The organism is Rhizobium sp. BE258 (assembly GCF_031457345.1).
In the GTDB taxonomy this organism is placed as follows: Bacteria; Pseudomonadota; Alphaproteobacteria; order Rhizobiales; family Rhizobiaceae; genus Rhizobium.
The window spans coordinates 70,388-90,146 of sequence record NZ_JAVDWL010000003.1 but is presented as its reverse complement, the minus strand read 5'-3'; the positions used below and the strand labels follow the sequence as shown (position 1 = coordinate 90,146).

The window sequence follows — 19,759 nt, the reverse complement described above, 5'->3', positions numbered from 1 at the left end:
GCTCAATCGGCCTAACTCCACCCGGCCGATGTACGTTCATCAAAGACTAACCGGCTGACCGGGCGATGCAAATGAAAAAGGCGGGACTAAATTTCCCGCCTTCCTGTTTCACTCTGGGGTTGCCGCTTACTCGGCTGCGACCTTCATATGGTCTTCTTCATCCACCGGATGGTTGTCGTTGTGCTGGATCAGCGGGCGATTACCAGCCAGCTTGCGCAGCAGCACGTAGAATACCGGCGTCATGAAGATGCCGAAGAAGGTCACGCCGATCATGCCGGAGAACACCGCGATACCCATGGCGGCGCGCATTTCGGCACCCGCACCCGTCGAGGTGACGAGCGGCACGACGCCCATGATGAAGGCCATGGAGGTCATCAGGATCGGGCGAAGACGCATGCGGCTCGCTTCGACCGCCGCCTGCACCGGCGTGCGTCCTTCGAACTCCAGTTCTCGGGCGAATTCCACGATCAGGATCGCGTTTTTCGCCGAGAGGCCCACAAGGACCACGAGGCCGATCTGCGTGAAGATGTTGTTGTCTCCACCGGTGAGCCAGACACCCGTCAAGGCGGCAAGCACACCCATCGGCACGATCATGATGATCGCCAGCGGCAGCGTCAGGCTTTCATACTGGGCTGCCAGCACGAGGAAGACGAGCAGCAGGGCCAGTGGGAAGACGACGACGCTCGAGTTGCCGGCAAGGATCTGCTGATAGGTCAGATCCGTCCACTCGAAGTCGATGCCGGATGGCAGCGTCTCCTTCAGGATCTTCTCGATCGCAGCTTGCGCCTGTCCGGAAGAGTAGCCAGGGGCCGGACCGCCGTTGATATCGGCAGCGAGGAAGCCGTTATAGCGGTTCGTGCGCTCCGGACCGGTCGTGGCATCGACTTTCAGCAGGGCTGAAAGCGGGATCATCTGGCCGGATGCCGACCGAACCTTCAACTGACCGATATCTTCCGGCTGTGCACGGAACTTGGCATCGGCTTGCACGCGGACGCTGTAGGTGCGGCCGAAGGCGTTGAAGTCGTTGACGTAGAGCGAGCCGAGATAGATCTGCAGCGTCTGGAAGACGTCGGTGACGGAAACCCCGAGTTGCTCGGCCTTGGCGCGGTCGAGATCGGCATAGAGCTGCGGCACGTTGATCTGGAAGCTCGAGAAGATGCCTGCGAGTTCCGGCGTCTGGTAGGCCTTGGCGAGCACGGCCTTGGTCGCCTCGTCGAGAGCCTGGTTGCCGAGACCGGCACGGTCCTCGATCTGCAGCTTGAAGCCACCCGTGGTGCCGAGACCGTTGACCGGCGGCGGCGGGAACATGGCGATGAAGGCGTCCTGGATGACACCGAACTTCTGGTTCAGCGCCATGGCGATTGCCCCGCCCGAAAGATCAGGCGTCTTGCGCTCGTCGAAGTCCTTCAGCGTCACGAAGACGATGCCGGCGTTGGAGGAGTTGGTGAAGCCGTTGATCGACAGGCCCGGGAAGGCGATCGCGTTGGCGACACCCGGCTGCTTCAGCGCGATATCGGTCATCCGCTTGATGACGTCTTCGGTGCGGTCGAGGCTGGCGGCATCCGGCAGCTGGGCAAAGCCGATCAGATACTGCTTGTCCTGCGACGGCACGAAGCCGCCGGGCACCGCGGTGAACAGGCTATAGGTTGCCCCCACCAGTGCTAGATAGATGACCATGACGATGCTCTTGCGCGACAGGAGACCACCGACGCCCTTGCCATAGGCATTCGAGCCCGAGCCGAAGGCACGGTTGAAGCCGCGGAAGAACCAGCCGAAGATCGCATCCATGAACCGCGTCAGCCAGTCCTTCTTCGCACCATGCCCCTTGAGGAGCAGAGCGGCGAGTGCCGGAGACAGCGTCAGCGAGTTGAAGGCGGAGATGACGGTCGAAATAGCGATCGTCAGCGCGAACTGGCGGTAGAACTGGCCGGACAGACCGGAGATGAAGGCGAGCGGCACGAACACCGCGACCAGCACCAGGGCGATCGCAATGATCGGACCGGAGACTTCCTTCATCGCCTTGTAGGTGGCGGCCCGCGGGCTGAGACCCGCCTCGATGTTTCGTTCGACGTTTTCGACGACGACGATCGCGTCGTCGACGACAATACCGATCGCCAGCACCAGCCCGAACAGACTGAGCGCGTTGATCGAGAAGCCGAAGGCATACATGACGGCGAACGTACCGATGATCGACACGGGGACCGCGATCAGCGGAATGATCGATGCACGCCACGTCTGCAGGAAGATGATGACGACGAGCACGACGAGCGCGATGGCTTCGAGCAGCGTGTCGATGACCTTCTCGATCGAGGCGCGAACGAACTTCGTCGTGTCATAGACGATCTCGTACTTGACGCCTGTCGGCATCGCCTTCTGCAGTTCCTGCATCGTCGCATTGACGTTGTCGGCGATCTGGATGGCGTTAGAGCCGGGAGCCTGAAGCACCGCCACGGCAACGGCAGGCTCGCCGTCGAGCAGCGAGCGCAGCGTATAGTCGGCCGCGCCGAGCTCGATGCGGGCGACGTCGCGAAGGCGGGTGATCTGGCCGTTGGCCCCCGTCTTGACGATGATGTTGCCGAACTCCTCAGGCGTGCGCAGACGGCCCTGGGCATTGACGTTCAGCTGAAGGTCGACACCCTGCGGGCTCGGCGAGGCACCGATGATACCGGCAGCGGCCTGAACGTTCTGCGAGCTGATCGCATTGCTGATGTCGCTGGCTGCAAGATTATGCTCGGCGGCCTTCTGCGGATCGATCCAGACGCGCATCGAATAGTCGCCGGCGCCGAACACCTGCACCTGGCCGACGCCCTCGATACGGGCAAGGCGATCCTTGATGTTCAGGGTCGCGTAGTTGCGCAGATAGGTGATGTCGTGATCACCGCCGGTCGAGACGATATTGACGACCATGATGAAGTTCGGCGAGCTCTTGACGGTCGTCAGACCGAGCGCGCGAACTTCGGCCGGCAGACGCGGCTCGGCCTGCGACACGCGGTTCTGAACCAGCTGCTGGGCCTTGTCGGGATCGGTGCCGAGCTTGAACGTGACGGTGACGTTGAGAACGCCGTCCGACGTCGCCTGGCTTGCCATGTAAAGCATGCCTTCGACGCCGTTGATCTGCTCTTCGAGCGGTGTTGCCACCGTCTCGGCGATGACCGAGGGGTTGGCGCCAGGATAGGTGGCGCGCACGACGATCGACGGCGGCACGACCTCGGGATATTCCGAGATCGGCAGCGAGCGCAGGCCGATCAAACCTGCGACGACGATCAGAACCGACAGCACGCCGGCAAAGACCGGCCTGTCGATAAAGAATCTGGAGATGTTCATATCAAAGCCCTCTCCGGGATGAACGTGGAATGCAACGTCCCATTCCGGCGGCTTGGGAGGCCGCCGGCGGGGTAGGAATAATCAGGGATTCCGCTTCTCCCCACGGGGGGAGAAGCCAGGTCTCAGTTGGTCGCGACCTTCTCTTCCATCTGCGGCGCGACGACGGCGCCCGGACGGATGCGCTGCAGGCCGTTGACGACGATCTTTTCGCCGGCCTTCAGGCCGTCTTCGACGACGCGCTGGCCGTCATAGATGGCGCCGAGCTTGACCTGGCGATAGCCGACCTTGTTGTCGCCATCGACGACGAAGACGAACTTCTTGTCCTGGTCGGTGCCGACGGCGCGGTCACTGATGACGATCTTGTTCTCGGCCTTCGGCTGGCCCATGCGGACCCGCACGAACTGGCCGGGGATCAGCTTGCCGCCCGGATTGTCGAAGACGGCGCGAACGGCGATCGTGCCGCTTGCGGCATCGACGACGTTGTCGACGAGCTGCAGCTTGCCCTTGATCGGCGTGCCGTCATCGGCAAGCGTGCCGACTTCGACCGGGATCTGCTCGACGGCAGGCAAGGCGCCATCCGTTGCCGGAAGCTCGGAGAGGGCCTTGGTGACCATCTCTTCGCTGGCATTGAAGCTGGCATAGATCGGATCGACGGAAACCAGCGTCGTCAGCTCGGGCGATGCCGAACCGGCGGCGACGAGGTTGCCAACGGTGACTTCGAACTTGCCGATGCGGCCGGAAACCGGAGCCCGCACCTGCGTATAGTCGAGGTCGAGCTGGGCCGACTGCAGGGCTGCCTGAGCAGAACGCAGGCCCGCCTGCGCTTCGGCCAGCGTGCTTTGACGCTGATCGAGATCGCTCTGCGAGATCGTCCGGTTATCGGAAAGCCGATGGCCGCGATCGAGCTCGGTCTGCGCCAGGCTGACCTTGGCATCGGCCGAGGCTACCTGGCCCTGCGCCTGCGCCACGGCTGCCTGGTAAGGTGCCGGATCGATGGTGAAGAGCAGATCGCCGGTCTTCACCAGCGCGCCTTCCCGGAAATGCACGGACTGGATGGCACCCGCAACGCGGGGACGGACCTGAACGCGATCGACCGCTTCGAGACGGCCCGAGAAATTTTCCCAGGCAGTGATATCACGGTTCTGGACCAGGGCGACGGTAACCGGCACAGCGGGAGCCTGTGCGGGTTCCGAAGCGGCGGTCGCGACCGTGCTCATCGGCAGTTCGAAAAAGATGGCAGCGGCTGAAACAGACGCAGCAAGGCCCAAGCCGGCGCCCACGAGGGCCCAGCGCTTCTTTCTGGACGTCATCGGTATCTCTCCTTGCGGCCTCAACGGCCGCTCATTCACAACAAGACTTCAATGCAATTGGGGTTGGACGCTTAACTCGCGGATGAAACTTCCGAACTCACGGCTGATAGTCGCCTGCCAGTCGGACACTCCTTCCGTTTTCCCGCCGTAGATTGACGGCCAGCCCTTCCCGGCGGGAAGAACGTGCTGGCGAACCGAAACTTCCGCCTTCTTGAGACGCGCGGCATAGCCAAGCGTCTCGTCGCGAAGGGGATCGTCTTCTGCTGTCATGACCAGTGCCGGCGCGACACCCGAAATTCGCGAGCAGAGGCTTGGTGCCGCATAAGGGTGGCAGCCGCCGCCGCTGAGATAATGGCTCCAGCCTTCGGTCCAGCGCTGCCGCATGCCTGCGACATCGGCCTTTCGGATCGACGACGTTCCCATGAAAGGATCGAGCAGCGGCGAAATCAGGATCTGGCCATTCAGCGCATTGGCGTAATGGTCGCGCGCCTTCAACGCCACACCGGCAGCGATATTGCCGCCCGCTTCCTCACCGGCCACCAGCAGCAGCGAGTTGCGGTCGCCAAGACCGGAGGCCCGCTTGTTGGCCATGTAGGAGAAGAGCGAATAGCCAACTTCGAGCGGCTTCGGAAAGACACCGCCGAGCGGCGCATTGTAATCGGCGACGACGACGATGGCACCGGCGCTGGCAATGCTTTCGGCTACGGCACTGTCCTGAAGACCAGAGCCCTGAAAAGCGCCGCCGTGAAAGAACAAGACGATCGGCGAACCCTTGCCGTATTCGGCGCCCTGATAGACGCGCGTAGAGACGGGGCCGATGGCCACCTTCTCGAACACCATGTCTTTCACCTGCACCGTCATCGGCCTTGTAATCCTGTTAGCCGCATAACACATGACGAAACGCCACGGCTTGCCAAACTTGTAAAAAACATATTGTTATTCAGGCCACGGAATAAGAACCGCCATTCTGATTACACTGTTCCGTATTTCGAATAATATCGCAGTGCAAACTGTGGAGATCCCATCATGGACCAGCTCTCGGCAATGCGCGCCTTCATCCGCGTAGTGGAGACGGGTAACTTTACACGGGCCGCCGACACTCTGTCGATGCCAAAGGCAACCGTGACCAATTTGATCCAGGGCCTCGAGGCCCATCTGCGCACCAAGCTTCTCAACCGTACGACGAGACGCGTCATGGTCACGACCGATGGCGCGCTCTACTACGAACGCGCCTCGCAGATCGTCTCGGAACTGGAAGAGCTAGACGGCAGCCTTTCCAATTCCCAGAGCCTGCCGACCGGCCGCTTGCGCGTTGAAATGGCTGGCGCTTTCGCCGATTCCATTGTGGTCCCGGCACTCTGCGATTTCTATCAGAAATACCCCGATATCCGCATCGATCTGGGTGTCGGCGACCGTACCGTCGATTACCTTGCAGAGAATGTCGATTGCGCGCTGCGCGCCGGCACCCCGGCCGATCAGTCATTGATCGCTAGGCGTGTATCCGAACTCGAAATCGTCACCTGCGCCGCCCCGCTCTACATCCAGAAATTCGGCGAGCCGGAACGGCCGCAGGACCTCGAAAACGACCACTATACAATCAACTATTTTCGCGCCCAGACGGGCCGCGCGCTGCCCTTCGAATTTGACCGCGACGACGAACATCTTGAGATCACGCCACGCTATATGCTGGCCGTCAACGACGGCAGAACCTTCATAAGCGCGCTGACGACGGGATTGGGAATCGGGCAGACGCTGCGTTTCATGGCCCGCGACGCGATCAAGAAAGGTGAGCTGATTGAGGTTTTGCCGCAATGGTCGCGCGAGCCGATCCCGCTTTACATCGTCTATCCGCCGAACCGGCACCTGAGCAACAAGGTCCGCGTCTTCGTCGATTGGATGGTCAAACTGCTGGCCGATGCCAAGCTGAACGACCCCTGAAAATGAAAACGGCCCGGAAGGGAGGGATACCTTCGACGGGCCGTCAATCATTGACTTTGAATTTGGCGGTCCACCGCGTCACCAGGGGAAATGGCTCGGCGGACCCGGGAGGCGGGCTTCGGAACGGAGACTTTCCGTCGCCCCTTGCCCAATAGATATATGCCCTATTGCGGAGTTTGTAAGGCGTTTGATTCGCATAGCAGTGTTCGCAAAATTGCAACAATCAAGCGCCGATCAGCCGATCACCGAAGGCTTCAGCAGGTCTTCGAGACCGACGCGATAGAAGAGTTCGGCTCTGACCCGATCGGCAACACCGTTGACGATCTCGGCCCCATCCTCAGATGGATCGATATGGACGCGGAACGGGCGCTCGCCGAACGGCTTGCCGACGACATCAACGATCGCGCGGGCAACCTCTTCCGGATCGGCATCGGCCGGTTCCAGCGACGCCAGGCCCTGCAGCGCCTTGTCCGAAACGCCCTTGTAGGGACCGTCGAGATATTCCGCTGCCCGTGCCGTATCCGCCGGCGAGCCGGAATGGGCGAAGTGGTTCGTGCCCTTGGTAAAGGCGCCGGGCACGATGATCGATGTCTCGATGCCCCAGCGTGTCAGCTCGCTGGCATAGGAAACCGCCAGTGAGTCCATCGCGGCCTTGGCGGCGAAATAAGGCGCCAAAAACGGCGGCGTTCCGCCGCGGGTGCTCGAGGATGAGACCCAGACGATCAGCCCCCTGCCCTGCTTGCGAAGCTGCGGCAGGGCCGCGCGATTCAGCCGCTGCGTCGAGAGAACGTTGATGTCGAACAGCTCCGCATATTGCTCCGGCGTGAAGGCTTCGGCCGGGCCGAAGGACATGTGTCCGGCATTGTGGACGATCACATCGAGCCGACCGTTTTCGGCAACGATCTTTGCGACCGCCTGCTCGATCGATGCATCGTCGGTAACGTCGAGCTCGATGCTACGCAGGTCTGCATTATTGTCCCTGGCGAAAGCCGCCGCATCGGCAACCGCCTTGGAGTTGCGGCTGGTGGTGGCGCGGATGCCCGCATAGACGGTGTGCCCGGCCCTGGCGAGCGCCCGGGCGCTCATGGCGCCGAAGCCGCTCGATGCGCCGGTGACGACGATAACTTGCTTGCTCATTGTCCTGCTCCTTGTGCTCTTGGGGTGAAGGGAGGCAGCGATGCCGCCCCCGGGGATCGATCAGATCAGGCCGCCATTGGCGCGCAGCACCTGGCCGTTGATCCAGGCGCCATCGGAACCGGCGAGGAACGACACGGCAGCGGCGATATCCTCCGGCGTACCGAGCCGTTCCAGCGGGTTCATCTTCGCCATGCGGGCGACGAGCTCGTCCGACTTGCCGTTGAGGAAGAGGTCGGTGGCGGTCGGTCCCGGCGCGACGGCGTTGACGGTGATGCCGCGGCCGCGCATTTCCTTGGCCATGATGCCGGTCATCGTTTCGACGGCAGCCTTGGTACCGGCATAGACGGCGTAGGTTTCGAGCTTCAGGCCGACCACGCTGGTCGAGAAATTGACGATCCGGCCGCCGTTGCGCAGGCGCTTTGCAGCTTCGCGCAGCGTGTTGAACGTGCCCTTCAGATTGACGGCGATCTGCCTGTCGAAGTTCTCGTCATCGGCTTCGGCGAGCGTCGAGAGCATCATGATGCCGGCATTGTTGACGAGCACATCGACGCCGCCGAAGGCAGCTTCCGCTGCATCGAACATCCGGCGCACGGCCGCAGCATCGCTGACATCGGCCTTCGCCGTCAGCGCCTTGCCGCCTGAAGTCTCGATCTTGGCGGCAAGCTCTTCTGCAAGCGCCGCATTGCCCGAATAGTTGATGACGACGGTGAAGCCGTCTTTTGCGAGGCGTTCGGCGATTGCCGCGCCGATGCCTCGCGAGGCGCCGGTAACGAGAGCGACCTTGTTGTCCTGACTAGCCATCTTCTTTCTCCTTCAGTGATCTGCGCTTCAGCGCGTTTCGATGAGAAGAAGATGGCCCTTTCCCTCTTTCGGATAATCGGGCATTGTTCGGCATCACTATCCGGATAAGCCGAACAAAATGGACAGATTCGATGCCATGCGGGTCTATTCCCGCGTCGTGGAGCGCCGCAGCTTCACCGCTGCCGCCGAGGATACCGGCCTGCCGCGCTCGACGGTGACGGATGCGGTCAAGCAGCTGGAAGCCCGGCTCGGCGTCCAGCTCCTGCAGCGCACCACCCGGCATGTCAGCCCGACGCTCGATGGCGAGGCCTATTACCAGCGCTGCCTGTCGATCCTCGCCGATATCGAGGATGCCGAGGGCGCCTTTGCCGGTGCCAAACCGAAGGGCATGCTGCGCGTCGACGTGCACGGCACGCTTGCCCGGCATTTCGTGCTGCCGAGCCTGCCTTCATTTCTCGATACCTATCCCGATATCGAATTCTACATGAGCGAGGGCGACAGGCTGGTCGATCTGGTACGCGAAGGCATCGATTGCGTGCTGCGCGTCGGCATCCCGCAGGATAGCGATATGATCGCAAGGCGCGTCGCCATGCTGGAAGAGATGACGCTCGCCTCGCCCGAATATCTCGCCCGCCACGGCATGCCTGAACATCCGGACAGGCTGGACGGCCACCGCATGGTCGGCTTCCGCTCTTCGGCGACAGGCACGCTGATGCCGCTGGAATTCATCGTCGATGGCAAGGTCCGCGAGATCACCATACCCGCGACGATCTCGGTCAATGCCGCCGAAAGCCTGCATGCCGCCGCCCGCTGTGGCCTCGGCATCATCCAGGTGCCGCGCTATCACGCCGAGCGCTACCTTGCCTCGGGTGAACTGATGCAGATCCTGAAAGACTATCCCTTGACGGAAACGCCGGTCTCGCTTCTCTATCCGCGCAACCGCCAGCTTTCGCCGCGCGTGCGCGTCTTCATCGACTGGTTGGTGAAGATCTTTGCAGAGCACCGGCGGACGGCCGATAGCGAGGGCATCAGTTGAACACGCAGGGACCGATCGGCGCAGCACCTCTGGAAGGCGTGACGCTTCGCGATTTCTTCGAGCGCGATGCGATCGCCGTGGCCCGGGATCTTCTCGGCTGTCACCTTCTGGTCAACGGCATGGGCGGGCGGATCACCGAAACAGAAGCCTATTTCCCCGATGACGAGGCCTCACACAGTTTTCGCGGTCCGACCAAGCGGAACGGCGCGATGTATGGCCCGCCGGGCAATGTCTATATCTACCGCATCTACGGCATGTACTGGTGCCTGAACTTCGTCTGCACCCCGGGCTCGGCCGTTCTCATCCGTGCCATCGAGCCGGAAAGCGGCATCGCAGAGATGGTCGAGCGCCGCGGCACGGATCAGCTGACAAGCCTGTGCAGCGGCCCGGGCAAGCTCTGTCAGGCCATGGACATCGGCATCGCCATCAACGACCGGCTGCTCGACCGGGAGCCCTATGCGCTCTTCCCTTCCGCCCCGGTTCCGATCGTTTCGGGCAAGCGGATCGGCATCACGAAAAATGCCGAAGCACCATGGCGCTTCGGCATTCAGGGATCGCGTTATCTCAGCAAGCCGTTCCGGTAATTGCGGCGCGCAGGACCTATTCCATCACGGCTGCATGATCCATCGGCGGCGCGGCCGCCTTCGGCTTGCGCAGCAGGAAGACCAGCGGCATGACGGCGAGCGACATCAGCATCAGCAGCTTGAAATCGTCCATATAGGCAATGATCGTCGATTGCAGCGTGATGACCTCGTTCAGCGACGCCCGTCCGGCGGCCGTCAGCGGGCTCAGGCCCTGGGCCGCCGCCGCGTTGAAGGCATGGTTGAACGGCGTCACATAGGCGGCGATCGATTCATGGTTGCTCTGCGTATTCTCGACGATCAGCGCCGACACGATCGAGATACCGACCGACGATCCGATATTGCGCGAGAGATTGTAGAGGCCCGTACCATCGCCGCGCATCTGCGCCGGCAAGGTCGAAAACGCCATTGTCGTCAGCGGCACGAACAGGAAGCCGAGGCCGGCACCCTGGATGAAGCCGGTGGAAACGATCGTCCATTGCGAGACATCAGGCGTCCAGCCGGTCATGTCGTACATCGCCCAGGCGGTCAGCGCGAGACCGAGCGCCAGCAGCCAGCGGGAATCCACCTTGCCGATCAGCCGCCCGACGATGAACATGCAGAGCATGGTGCCGAGGCCGCGAGGGCCCATGACGATACCGGCGGTGATGACGGGATAGCCCATCAGCGTCTGCAGATAGGGCGTCATCAGCGCCAGCGAGGCCAGATAGGTGATCCCGACCACGAAGATGAAGATCATGCTGACGGAGAAGTTCTGATCGAGGAACAGCCGCGGATTGACGAAGGATTTCTCCGCCGTCAGTGTGTGCACGACGAGCAGATAGAAGGCTGCGGCACAGACGATCGCCTCGATCATGATCTCGCCCGACGAGAACCAGTCGAGCTGCTCGCCGCGGTCGAGGAAGAGCTGCAGGGCAGCAATGAACAGACTCATCATCCCGAATCCGAACCAGTCGAGCTTCGCCAGCGCATCCCTCTTGGTTTCCGTCACGAAGATGACGATGCCGGCAAAGGCCAGCGCGCCGATCGGCACGTTGATATAGAACACCCAGCGCCAGCTGATATTGTCGGTCAGCCAGCCGCCGATGACAGGCCCGAGAACCGGGCCGACCATGACCGAGACGCCGAACAGCGCCATGGCCGAACCGCGTTCCTCAGCAGTGTAGATATCGAGCAGGATACCCTGCGACAGCGGCACCAGCGAAGCGCCGAACAGGCCCTGCAGCAGACGGAAGGCGACGATCTGGTTCAGCGACTGGGCCAGACCGCACAAGACCGAGGCGACGACGAAGCCGACGATCGCCGTCAAAAGCACATTCTTGCGGCCGAACTTGGCGGCAAGAAAGCCCGACGGCGGGGTCATGATCGCGGCGGCGACGATATAGGAGGTCAGAACCCAGTTGATCTGGTCGGCGGAGGCCGAGACGCTGCCCTGGATATAGGGCAGCGCAACGTTGGCAATCGTCGTATCCAGCGCCTGCATGATGACGGCCAGGATGACACAGGCCGTGATCGCGCCGCGATTGGCAACCGGGGTTGCCGGGGATGCGGGAGCGTTGCTCATGGCAATAACTCTTTATTGGTGGCTCACAGGCCGCCCAAGAAGCTTGTTGACGAAATCAGGCAGCCCGCGGGCATGGCCGGTTTCGACATCGACGACCGTGCTCATACCGACGCGGAGCGGCGGCTTGCCTGCAGCATCCTCGATGCTGACGCGCATCGGAATACGCTGCACGACCTTCACCCAGTTGCCCGTGGTGTTCTGCGCAGGAAGCAGCGAGAAGCTAGAACCCGAAGCCGGGCTGATGCTCTCGACCTTTCCTTTCCAGGAAACGCCCGGATAGGTATCGACATAGACGGTCGCTTCCTGGCCGGGCTTCACATAGGTGAGCTCGGTTTCCTTCGGGCTGGCGGCGATCCAGAGATTGTTGGTCGAAACCAGCGAGAAGGCCTGCGCCGACGCCTGCAGATAGGAGCCGACCTGCAGCGCGTTCACATTGGTCACGACGCCATCGAACGGCGCCTTGACGGTACTGTGGTCGAATTCGCGCTGGGCGTTGTCGACATTCGACTTGGCCTGCAGGAAGAGCGGGTTCTGCTCCACCGGCTGATCGGCATTGCCGCCGAGCTGCGCGAGCGTCGTCGCGGCTTCCGCCTTGGCGACCGAGACCTTCTGCTGGGCCACCTCAAGATTGTGCTTGGCTTCGTCATAGGCCGACTGCGTGGCGCTGCCGTTGTTGACGAGGTTCTGCTGGCGGTCGAACTGATCCTGATAATAGGGCAGATCCGCCTCGGCCTGGGTGATCTCGGCCTGCGACTGCTGATAGCTGGCCTTCAGGTTGGCGATCTGGTTACGCTGCACGCCGAGCTGGGCCTTGGCGCCGTCAAGCGCAATCTTGAAGGCGTCGGACTGCAGGCTGAAGAGCACCTGCCCGGCTTTCACCGTTTCGTTCTCATGCACGTTGATCTTGTCGACGATACCAGAGACGTCGGTCGTGATGCCCACCATGTCGGCCTGGATATAGGCGTTGTCGGTCGACATCACCTGACCGCCGTTCACATAATAATAGCCGCCGACGACGAGGGCCAGGGGCAGCAACGCGAACAGGATCGGGCGCGTGAGGCTGCGCCGGCGGCGGACCGTGGTGCCGCCAGGCGCAGCGACAGCAGTAGCGGGCGCTGAATTGGATGAAGGCGCTTCCGCTACCGTTTCTTGCGTCTTGGGAGCTTCGATTTCTTCGGCAGTCTTTGCGTTGGCATCGGACACAACGCGGAGGGGGATTTTCTTAACCATGGTTCTGCTCTTTTTCAGCGACCGGTGTCCGGCACGCCACTACTAGGTTCGTCTTCATTTCGGATAGGATTGCAAACAGCGCTTCACGCTGCTCCGCTGTGACGCCGGCAAGCGCTTCGGCCCGCGTCACATCGCCGAGCTCGCGCATTTCCGCGAGGATCGGATGCGCGGCTTCGCGCATGTAGAGAAGCCAGATACGCCGGTCGGTCGGGTGCTGGCGCCGCTCGATCAGCCCGCGTTCGGCGAGCTTGTCGAGAATGCGCACCAGCGTGATCGGCTCGATTTCAAGAATTTCGGCCAGCCCGCCCTGATGAATGCCTTCGTTGTTCGACAGGTAGGCAAGCGTCTGCCACTGCGAACGCGTCAGGCCAAGGCACTTCGCGCGCTGCTCGAACCGCTTGCGCAGCAGCCGGGCGACGTCGTGGAGAAGGAAGCCGAGGGTCGGGTTGGAGTTCATGAAATCTGTGCCAGCTATTAATAAGTGTGCTTATAATGTTGGTAGATATATTGAGCATCGGTAACGCACAAGATCAGCCACCTCAGATTCAGCAGCTGCGGCTAAAATGCCGCAGTGCACCGTCAAGCGAAGATCGATGCCGCGGCCTCTCCCGCGCTCCCGTCACAGGCATGGCCAAGCGCCGGCAGCGCGCTAGATCATTCCCTGCAGGCGGATAGGGGGACCCATGGCATTTTTCGAAAGCATGCTGACGCTGCTGCTCGTTGCCATCGTCTTTCTCCAGGTGTCGCGGAAATTCCTGATCCCCTACCCGACGATGCTGGCGATTGCCGGTCTCGCCGTCGCCTCCGTCCCCTGGGCACCGGAGATCGGCATCGATCCGCAGCTGGCGCTGGCGCTGTTCATCGCGCCCGCCCTCTTCGACGCCGCATACGACCTGCCGCCGCGGACACTGCGCCAGAACTGGCTGCCGCTGATCTCGCTCGCGGCCATCGCCGTCATATTGACGACCGCAGCCGTCGCCACCGTCGGCATCTGGATGGCAGGGCTTCCGATCGCGGCGGCGATCGCGCTCGGTGCCATCGTCGCGCCGCCCGATGCGGTTGCGGCAACTGCCATGCTCGACCGCTTCGATCTCCCCCGCCAGACCTATGTGGTGCTGAAAGGCGAAAGCCTGCTCAACGACGCCGTCTCGCTGCTGATCTTCACCGCCGCGGTCGCGGCTTCCACCAGCCCGGCCTTCTTCGCCAGAACGCTGCCCGAACTGGCCCTGGCGATACCGGGTGGCATGATCGTCGGCTATGCCGCCGGGCGGCTCTACATGATCATCGGCACCAGACTGGCAGGAACGCTCGGCGGCACGCTGCTGGAATTCGTCGCCACCTTCGGCACCTGGATCATTGCCGAGCGTCTGCATCTTTCCGCCATCCTGGCGATCGTCGTCTATGCCATGGTGATCGCCCGCTACATGCCCGAGCGGCAAAGCGCCCGCCATCGCATCCATTCCTATTCCGTATGGGAAGCGGCAGTCTTCCTGCTCAATGTTGTCGCCTTCCTGCTGATGGGACTGCAGGCGCGGCAGATCTTCCTCGACATGGAGCCGGGCCGGCGCACCTACGCCCTGACGGTCGCTCTCGCCGTCTTCATCACCGTCGTCTGCGTCCGTATGCTCTGGGTGCTCGGCTACAATGTGGTGATGACCCGACGGCGGATGAGGCGAACGACAAAGCAGGAGCCGCCGACGCTGGCGATGAGCATCGTTGCCGGCTGGTGCGGCATGCGCGGCCTCGTTACGCTCGCCGCCGCACTTGCCCTGCCCTTCGACTTTCCAGAGCGCGACGTGATCCTGCTGAGCGCCCTCGGCGTCGTCCTCGGCACCCTGATCATCCAGGGATTAACGCTCGGTCCTCTGATCCGTTTCCTACGCTTCGCGCCTGACACCTCCTGGGAAAAAGGATTGTCGGATGCCCGCGCCGATCTGCTGGAATCCGCTCTCGCGGAGCTCGAGGGCAAGGAAAGCAAGGCGGCAGCGATCCTGCGGCATGTCTATACCTCCGAACGCGAAATCGCCCGCAAGGGTGAACATCCGCGCGAAGTCAGCGAAATGGACGAACTGCGCCGCAGTATCATCACCGCGAAACGCAAGAAGCTCGCGGAGATGCGGCGAACCGACGAAATCGATGACGACATCTTCCATATTCTCGAGCAGGAGCTCGACTGGGCCGAGCTTGCGGCATCGTCTCCCGGGCAGGAACAGATCGTCGAAGGATAGTCACCGCATTGCCTGAGCACTGCAACCTATTGTCGTTTGCAATTTCTGCAGAGTGACGCTTATAGTGCCGTTTCATACGGTTAGCGCGGCAAGACCACGCAGCCCGGACGATTGGCAATGCGCCCTCGGGCGCTCGAATTGGAAGTCGCAGACGCGGCACCCGCGTTTGAAGCAGTGGATATGATACGCATCATTTCAGCATGAGATTGGCGGCATAACGGCCGCCCAGAATGGGGGATCGCTATGCCTTACTCTCTTCGTGCCGCTATTGCATTCGGCTTTGTCTCGGCTCTTCTGCCGCTCGCCGCTGAGGCTCAGCAGGCCGCCGCACCGCCTCCCCCGCCCGTCACCGTCGCCAAGCCCGTCGTCCGCGAGGTCGTCGACAACGATGAATTCATCGGCCGCTTCGAAGCCGTCGACCAGGTTTCGATCCGCGCCCGCGTCGGCGGATATCTGCAGGAAGTGCATTTCACTGACGGCGCACTCGTCAAGAAGGGCGACCTGCTCTTCGTCATCGACCAGCGCCCCTTCATCACCGCCGTCAACGAGGCGAACGCCGCGCTTGAAGTCGCCAAGTCGACGCAGGAATATGCCGAGACTCAGTTCAAACGGGCGGAATCGCTCGCCAATAGCGGCAGCCAGTCGGTCTCGACACTCGACGACCGCCGCCGCGACTGGGTCTCCGCCCAAGCGAACGTTCGCGGCGCCCAGGCAACCGCCGACCGCGCCGCACTCGATCTCGAATATACCAAGATCACCGCGCCGATCAGCGGCCGCATCGACCGCCGCCTGATCTCCGCCGGCAACCTCGTGCAGGCCGACCAGTCGGTGCTGACGACCATCGTCTCGCTCGATCCGATCGACTTCTATTTCGACGTCGATGAGCGCCGCCTGCTGAACTTCGCGGATACCGCCCGCACCCGCGGCAGCGATCTGCAGCAGGGCGGTGGTGGCGTGCCGGTCCAGGTGCGGATCTCCGATTCCACCCAGAAACCGTTCAGCGGCAAGCTGGATTTCGCCGAAAACCGGGTCGATAACGAGTCCGGCACGATGCGCATTCGCGCCCGCTTCGAAAATCCCAATCTCGTGCTCCAGCCCGGGCTCTTCGGCCGTGTGCAGGTGGAAGCCTCGAATACCTACAAGGCGATCCTGGTTCCCGACGAAGCCGTCGGATCCGACCAGAACCAGCGCGTCGTCTATATCGTCGGCGCTGACGGCACCGTCTCGACCAAGCCGGTCCGGCCGGGACCGCGGCTCTATGGCTACAGGGCCATCCGCGAAGGCATGGACGGCACCGAAACCATCGTCGTCAACGGCTTGATGCGCGCCCGCCCCGGCTCGAAGATCACGCCGCAGCTGATCGAACTGCCCCAGAGCCGTGATGACATCCCGCCGGAAGCTGCAGGCATGGAGCTCGCCCAATGAGGTTCGCCCATTTCTTTGTCGACCGGCCGATCTTCGCGTCGGTGCTCTCGATCGTTCTGCTCATCGTCGGCGGGCTCGCCTATTTCCAGCTGCCGGTGGCGCAGTATCCGGAAATCGCCCCGCCGACCATCGTCGTGCGCACCGCCTATCCGGGCGCCGACGCCGAAACCATCGCCAATACGGTGGCAACGCCGATCGAGCAAGAAATCAACGGCGTCGAGGACATGCTCTACATGTCCTCCTATTCAACCGCCGACGGCTCGATGGCGCTGACCATCACTTTCAAGCTCGGCACCGATCTCGACAAGGCGCAGGTCCTCGTCCAGAACCGCGTCGGCATCGCCGAGCCGCGGCTTCCCGAAGAGGTCCGCCGCATCGGCATCACCACCGCCAAGAGTTCGCCCGACCTGATGATGGTCGTGCATCTGCTGTCGCCGAACTCGCGCTATGACCAGCTCTACGTATCCAACTATGCGCGCAGCCGCATCCGCGACACGCTCGTCCGTCTCGATGGTGTCGGCGACGTCATCATCTTCGGGGAACGCGAATATTCGCTGCGCATCTGGCTGGATCCCGAAAAGCTCTCGGCATACGGGATGACATCGAGCGACGTCGTGCAATCGCTGCGCGATCAGAACGTCCAGGTCTCCGGCGGTTCGATCGGCGGTCCGCCGACCTCCGGCACTAACGCCTTCCAATACACGGTAACGACGGAAGGCCGCTTCTCGGATGCCCGCCAGTTCCGCTATGTCATCGTCAAGGCGACGGCCAGCGGCCGTCTGGTGCAGCTGCAGGACATCGCCCGCATCGAGCTCGGCGCCAAGGACTATGTCACCAACAGCTATCTGAACGGCAAGCCGGCAGTCGCGCTCGGCATCTTCTCGCGCCCGGGCACCAACGCGCTGGCAGCCGCCGCCTCGATCAAGCAGGCGATGCAGACCGCGCAGCAGGATTTCCCCGACGGCCTCTCTTACGACATCGTCTACAACCCGACCGAGTTCATCTCGGAATCGATTGACGAGGTCTACAAGACCATCGCCGAAGCGGCGATCCTCGTGGCTCTCGTCGTTCTGGTCTTCCTGCAATCCTGGCGAACGGCGATCATCCCGATCGTTGCCATTCCGGTGTCGCTGATCGGCACCTTCGCCTTCCTGCTCGCCTTCGGCTTCTCGCTGAACATGCTGACGCTGTTCGGTCTGGTGCTGGCGATCGGCATCGTCGTCGACGACGCCATCGTCGTCGTCGAGAATGTCGAGCGAAATCTGGCGAAGGGCATGACACCGCGCGAGGCGGCGCATGTGACGATGAACGAGGTCGGCACCGCCGTTCTCGCCATCTCGCTGGTGCTCATCGCGGTCTTCGTGCCGACGGCCTTCATCCCCGGCATTTCAGGCCAGTTCTACCGGCAATTCGCGGTGACCATCTCGGTCGCGACGGCGATTTCCGCGCTGAATTCGTTGACGCTGTCACCGGCGCTCGCCGCGATCGTGCTGAAACCGCATGATGCGCATCACAAGCCGAAAAACCCGGTCTCGCGCTTCGGCAATGCGCTGGCCAACGGCTTCAATAATGGCTTCGACCGGCTGAGTTCGGGCTATTCCTGGATCGTGCGCCATGCGGTGCAGACCTGGGCGGCGCTCGGCATCGCACTGCTGGTCTTCGTGGGCCTGCTCGGCCTCACCTATTATATGACCAGCATCGTGCCGCGCGGCTTCGTGCCCGTGATGGACCAGGGCTACGCGATCGTCGTCGTGCAGTTGCCGGATGGCGCGTCGCTGGCGAGAACCGATGCCGTCGTCCAGCGCGCCTCGGAGATCATCCGCAACACGCCGGGCGTCAAGAATGCCGTCGCCTTCTCCGGCTTCAGCGGCGCGACCTTCACCAATGCCTCGAATGCCGGCGTCGTCTTCGCCGCCTTCGATACGTTCGAAAACCGGCTGGAGCACCACCAGAATGCCGGGCAGATCATCGGCCAGCTCTACGGCAGCCTGCAGAGTATCCAGGAAGCCTTCATCATCGCCATCCCGCCGCCGCCGATCTCCGGCATCGGCAATGCCGGCGGCTTCAAGATGCAGGTCATGGACCGCGAGAGCTCTGACATGCGCCGCGTGCTGGGGGCCGCCTATCAGATCATGGGCAAGGCCAACCAGACACCCGGCCTCACCGGCGTCTTCACAACCTTCTCGGCTTCCAGCCCGCAGTTTTTCCTGGAGATCGACCGCGACAAGGCGCGTGCGCTGAACGTGCCGATCCCCAATATCTTCGATACGCTGTCGATCAACCTTGGCACGTCCTACGTCAACGACTTCAACGCCTTCGGCCGCGTCTACCAGGTGCGCGCGCAGGCCGACCAGCAGTACCGCGTCGAGCGCGACGATATCCTGGCGCTCAAGGTCCGCTCGGCAACCGGCGCGCTGGTACCATTGGGCACGCTGGTCGAGATCAAGGACACGGCGGGTCCCTCGCTCGTCCAGCATTATAATATGTATGTCTCCGTTCCCCTGCAGGGCAACGCCGCACCCGGCGTCTCGACCGGCAGCGCGCTCAACACGATGGAGGGCGTTGCCGCAAGCATCCTGCCGGCCGGCACGACCTTCGAATGGACGGAAATCGCCTATCAGGAAAAGAACACTGGCAACACGGCGATCTATATCTTCGCGCTCTCGGTCATCTTCGTCTTCCTGGCGCTGTCGGCCCAGTATGAAAGCTGGGTCCTGCCGCTGGCGATCATCCTGATCGTGCCCTTGGCGATCCTTGCCGCCCTGATCGGCGTGCATCTGCGCGGGATGGACAACAATATCCTGACGCAGATCGGCCTGATTGTGCTGATAGGCCTTGCGGCCAAGAACGCGATCCTGATCGTCGAGTTCGCGAGACAGGCGGAAGAAGAAGGAAAGACGGCGATCGAGGCTGCCATCGAGGCCAGCCACCTGCGCCTGCGCCCGATCCTGATGACCGCCTTCGCCTTCATCTTCGGCGTCGTGCCGCTGATGATCGCGACCGGCCCCGGCGCAGAAATGCGCCAGTCGCTCGGCACCGCCGTGTTCTCCGGCATGCTGGGCGTGACGATCTTCGGCCTGTTCCTGACGCCGGTCTTCTATGTGGTGCTGCGCGCCCGCTACCGGCGCAAGCCGGCAGTCACCGCGCCGCCACCGGCGCAGGCCGAAGAAGCCGCGCAGTAAGGG

At 62.5% G+C, this 19,759-nt stretch carries 14 protein-coding genes; 6 read left to right on the top strand and 8 right to left on the bottom strand.

The features are described from left to right. Window positions 1-126: 126 nt before the first annotated feature. The 3 genes from J2X43_RS10925 to J2X43_RS10915 all read right to left on the bottom strand — a co-directional run bounded on the left by J2X43_RS10925 (window position 127) and on the right by J2X43_RS10915 (window position 5,495). On the bottom strand, window positions 127-3,324 hold the full coding sequence (locus J2X43_RS10925; RefSeq protein ID WP_310293912.1) for an efflux RND transporter permease subunit: 3,198 nt from the start codon (window positions 3,322-3,324) through the stop codon (window positions 127-129). Window positions 3,325-3,446: 122 nt separating this feature from the next. After that, window positions 3,447-4,634: an efflux RND transporter periplasmic adaptor subunit gene (locus J2X43_RS10920; RefSeq protein WP_310293910.1), complete on the bottom strand. Its 1,188-nt coding sequence runs from the start codon at window positions 4,632-4,634 to the stop codon at window positions 3,447-3,449. Window positions 4,635-4,682: 48 nt separating this feature from the next. After that, window positions 4,683-5,495 carry an alpha/beta hydrolase fold domain-containing protein gene (locus tag J2X43_RS10915; RefSeq protein ID WP_112390372.1) on the bottom strand — a complete coding sequence of 271 codons (813 nt, stop codon included), beginning with the start codon at window positions 5,493-5,495 and terminating at the stop codon, window positions 4,683-4,685. 165 nt (window positions 5,496-5,660) lie between these two features. On the opposite strand from J2X43_RS10915, the gene J2X43_RS10910 reads away from it, so the two are divergent. Continuing rightward, the gene (locus tag J2X43_RS10910) at window positions 5,661-6,572 is read left to right on the top strand and encodes a LysR family transcriptional regulator (protein ID WP_112390371.1); all 912 of its coding nucleotides are present in this window, start codon (window positions 5,661-5,663) and stop codon (window positions 6,570-6,572) included. A 234-nt stretch (window positions 6,573-6,806) separates the two neighbouring features. Here the strand turns inward: J2X43_RS10910 and J2X43_RS10905 are convergent, their stop codons facing one another. Beyond that, window positions 6,807-7,709: an SDR family oxidoreductase gene (locus tag J2X43_RS10905; protein WP_310293907.1), complete on the bottom strand. Its 903-nt coding sequence runs from the start codon at window positions 7,707-7,709 to the stop codon at window positions 6,807-6,809. Window positions 7,710-7,769: 60 nt separating this feature from the next. After that, window positions 7,770-8,510 (bottom strand): SDR family oxidoreductase, encoded by a 741-nt coding sequence (locus J2X43_RS10900; protein ID WP_310293905.1) that lies wholly within the window; start codon window positions 8,508-8,510, stop codon window positions 7,770-7,772. Window positions 8,511-8,628: 118 nt separating this feature from the next. On the opposite strand from J2X43_RS10900, the gene J2X43_RS10895 reads away from it, so the two are divergent. Then, window positions 8,629-9,546, top strand: a complete 918-nt coding sequence (locus J2X43_RS10895) for a LysR family transcriptional regulator (protein ID WP_310293902.1) — start codon at window positions 8,629-8,631, stop codon at window positions 9,544-9,546. Next, complete coding sequence (locus tag J2X43_RS10890; protein ID WP_310293900.1) at window positions 9,543-10,130, top strand: DNA-3-methyladenine glycosylase; 588 nt, start codon at window positions 9,543-9,545, stop codon at window positions 10,128-10,130. The genes J2X43_RS10895 and J2X43_RS10890 overlap by 4 nt, the downstream gene beginning before the upstream one ends. 16 nt (window positions 10,131-10,146) lie before the next feature. Here the strand turns inward: J2X43_RS10890 and J2X43_RS10885 are convergent, their stop codons facing one another. Genes J2X43_RS10885 through J2X43_RS10875 form a run of 3 tightly spaced genes read right to left on the bottom strand, consistent with a single transcriptional unit; the run spans window position 10,147 to window position 13,378 of the window. Then, on the bottom strand, window positions 10,147-11,691 hold the full coding sequence (locus J2X43_RS10885; protein WP_112390366.1) for a DHA2 family efflux MFS transporter permease subunit: 1,545 nt from the start codon (window positions 11,689-11,691) through the stop codon (window positions 10,147-10,149). A 12-nt stretch (window positions 11,692-11,703) separates the two neighbouring features. Then, a complete protein-coding gene (locus J2X43_RS10880; RefSeq protein WP_310293897.1) occupies window positions 11,704-12,921 on the bottom strand; it encodes an HlyD family secretion protein in 1,218 nt (405 codons plus the stop codon). After that, window positions 12,914-13,378 carry a MarR family winged helix-turn-helix transcriptional regulator gene (locus J2X43_RS10875; RefSeq protein WP_112390364.1) on the bottom strand — a complete coding sequence of 155 codons (465 nt, stop codon included), beginning with the start codon at window positions 13,376-13,378 and terminating at the stop codon, window positions 12,914-12,916. Before J2X43_RS10875 ends, J2X43_RS10880 begins: the two co-directional genes overlap by 8 nt. 226 nt (window positions 13,379-13,604) lie before the next feature. Between J2X43_RS10875 and J2X43_RS10870 the strand changes: the two genes are divergently transcribed. The 3 genes from J2X43_RS10870 to J2X43_RS10860 all read left to right on the top strand — a co-directional run bounded on the left by J2X43_RS10870 (window position 13,605) and on the right by J2X43_RS10860 (window position 19,756). Then, complete coding sequence (locus tag J2X43_RS10870) at window positions 13,605-15,149, top strand: cation:proton antiporter (protein WP_310293895.1); 1,545 nt, start codon at window positions 13,605-13,607, stop codon at window positions 15,147-15,149. A 243-nt stretch (window positions 15,150-15,392) separates the two neighbouring features. Next, window positions 15,393-16,574 (top strand): efflux RND transporter periplasmic adaptor subunit, encoded by a 1,182-nt coding sequence (locus tag J2X43_RS10865; protein WP_310293893.1) that lies wholly within the window; start codon window positions 15,393-15,395, stop codon window positions 16,572-16,574. After that, window positions 16,571-19,756: an efflux RND transporter permease subunit gene (locus J2X43_RS10860; protein ID WP_112390361.1), complete on the top strand. Its 3,186-nt coding sequence runs from the start codon at window positions 16,571-16,573 to the stop codon at window positions 19,754-19,756. The genes J2X43_RS10865 and J2X43_RS10860 overlap by 4 nt, the downstream gene beginning before the upstream one ends. Window positions 19,757-19,759: the final 3 nt, after the last annotated feature.

Bases quoted from the DNA above. Each gene is read 5' to 3' on its own strand.
- J2X43_RS10925 (WP_310293912.1), bottom strand. From the start codon at position 3,324: ATGAACATCTCCAGATTCTTTATCGACAGGCCGGTCTTTGCCGGCGTG.
- J2X43_RS10920 (WP_310293910.1), bottom strand. From the start codon at position 4,634: ATGACGTCCAGAAAGAAGCGCTGGGCCCTCGTGGGCGCCGGCTTGGGC.
- J2X43_RS10915 (WP_112390372.1), bottom strand. From the start codon at position 5,495: ATGACGGTGCAGGTGAAAGACATGGTGTTCGAGAAGGTGGCCATCGGC.
- J2X43_RS10910 (WP_112390371.1), top strand. From the start codon at position 5,661: ATGGACCAGCTCTCGGCAATGCGCGCCTTCATCCGCGTAGTGGAGACG.
- J2X43_RS10905 (WP_310293907.1), bottom strand. From the start codon at position 7,709: ATGAGCAAGCAAGTTATCGTCGTCACCGGCGCATCGAGCGGCTTCGGC.
- J2X43_RS10900 (WP_310293905.1), bottom strand. From the start codon at position 8,510: ATGGCTAGTCAGGACAACAAGGTCGCTCTCGTTACCGGCGCCTCGCGA.
- J2X43_RS10895 (WP_310293902.1), top strand. From the start codon at position 8,629: ATGGACAGATTCGATGCCATGCGGGTCTATTCCCGCGTCGTGGAGCGC.
- J2X43_RS10885 (WP_112390366.1), bottom strand. From the start codon at position 11,691: ATGAGCAACGCTCCCGCATCCCCGGCAACCCCGGTTGCCAATCGCGGC.
- J2X43_RS10880 (WP_310293897.1), bottom strand. From the start codon at position 12,921: ATGGTTAAGAAAATCCCCCTCCGCGTTGTGTCCGATGCCAACGCAAAG.
- J2X43_RS10875 (WP_112390364.1), bottom strand. From the start codon at position 13,378: ATGAACTCCAACCCGACCCTCGGCTTCCTTCTCCACGACGTCGCCCGG.
- J2X43_RS10870 (WP_310293895.1), top strand. From the start codon at position 13,605: ATGGCATTTTTCGAAAGCATGCTGACGCTGCTGCTCGTTGCCATCGTC.
- J2X43_RS10865 (WP_310293893.1), top strand. From the start codon at position 15,393: ATGCCTTACTCTCTTCGTGCCGCTATTGCATTCGGCTTTGTCTCGGCT.
- J2X43_RS10860 (WP_112390361.1), top strand. From the start codon at position 16,571: ATGAGGTTCGCCCATTTCTTTGTCGACCGGCCGATCTTCGCGTCGGTG.